Origin of the sequence: Flavobacterium microcysteis (genome assembly GCF_006385255.1) — a bacterium.
Classification (GTDB): domain Bacteria; phylum Bacteroidota; class Bacteroidia; order Flavobacteriales; family Flavobacteriaceae; genus Flavobacterium; species Flavobacterium microcysteis.
Genome location: NZ_VFJE01000020.1, coordinates 1 through 316, shown reverse-complemented (window position 1 = coordinate 316; position 316 = coordinate 1). Strand labels below are relative to the sequence as shown.

At 59.5% G+C, this 316-nt stretch carries 1 protein-coding gene; it reads left to right on the top strand.

Going from position 1 to position 316, the window contains the following annotated elements; genetic code table 11:
- Positions 1-316, top strand: a 316-nt coding sequence (locus FJA49_RS18280; RefSeq protein WP_158629421.1) for a hypothetical protein, incomplete at both ends; no start/stop codon positions are given.

Genomic DNA, 316 nt, shown 5'->3' with positions numbered 1-316 from the left:
GTGGTATGCGACACGAATGCCGACGGCATGATGAGGGTAGACCTCCAGGGACATGCGGAACAGGACCTTCTTGATGCGCAGGTTCCGGGCGGCAGCTATACGGTACGCTTCTACACGCTACAGGCTGATGCCGAGGCCGGCCTTGGCGGAGCCATCGCTACCCCAACGAGCCACCCGGCAACCAACGGGGACATTATCTGGGTAAGGGTTACCAATACCGCCACGGGATGCTACAAGCTAGGCAGCTTCAAGGTAGTGATCAACCCGTCGCTGTCCTTCCCGCATGTGGAATACTCGCTTTGCGACGAGGCCCTTC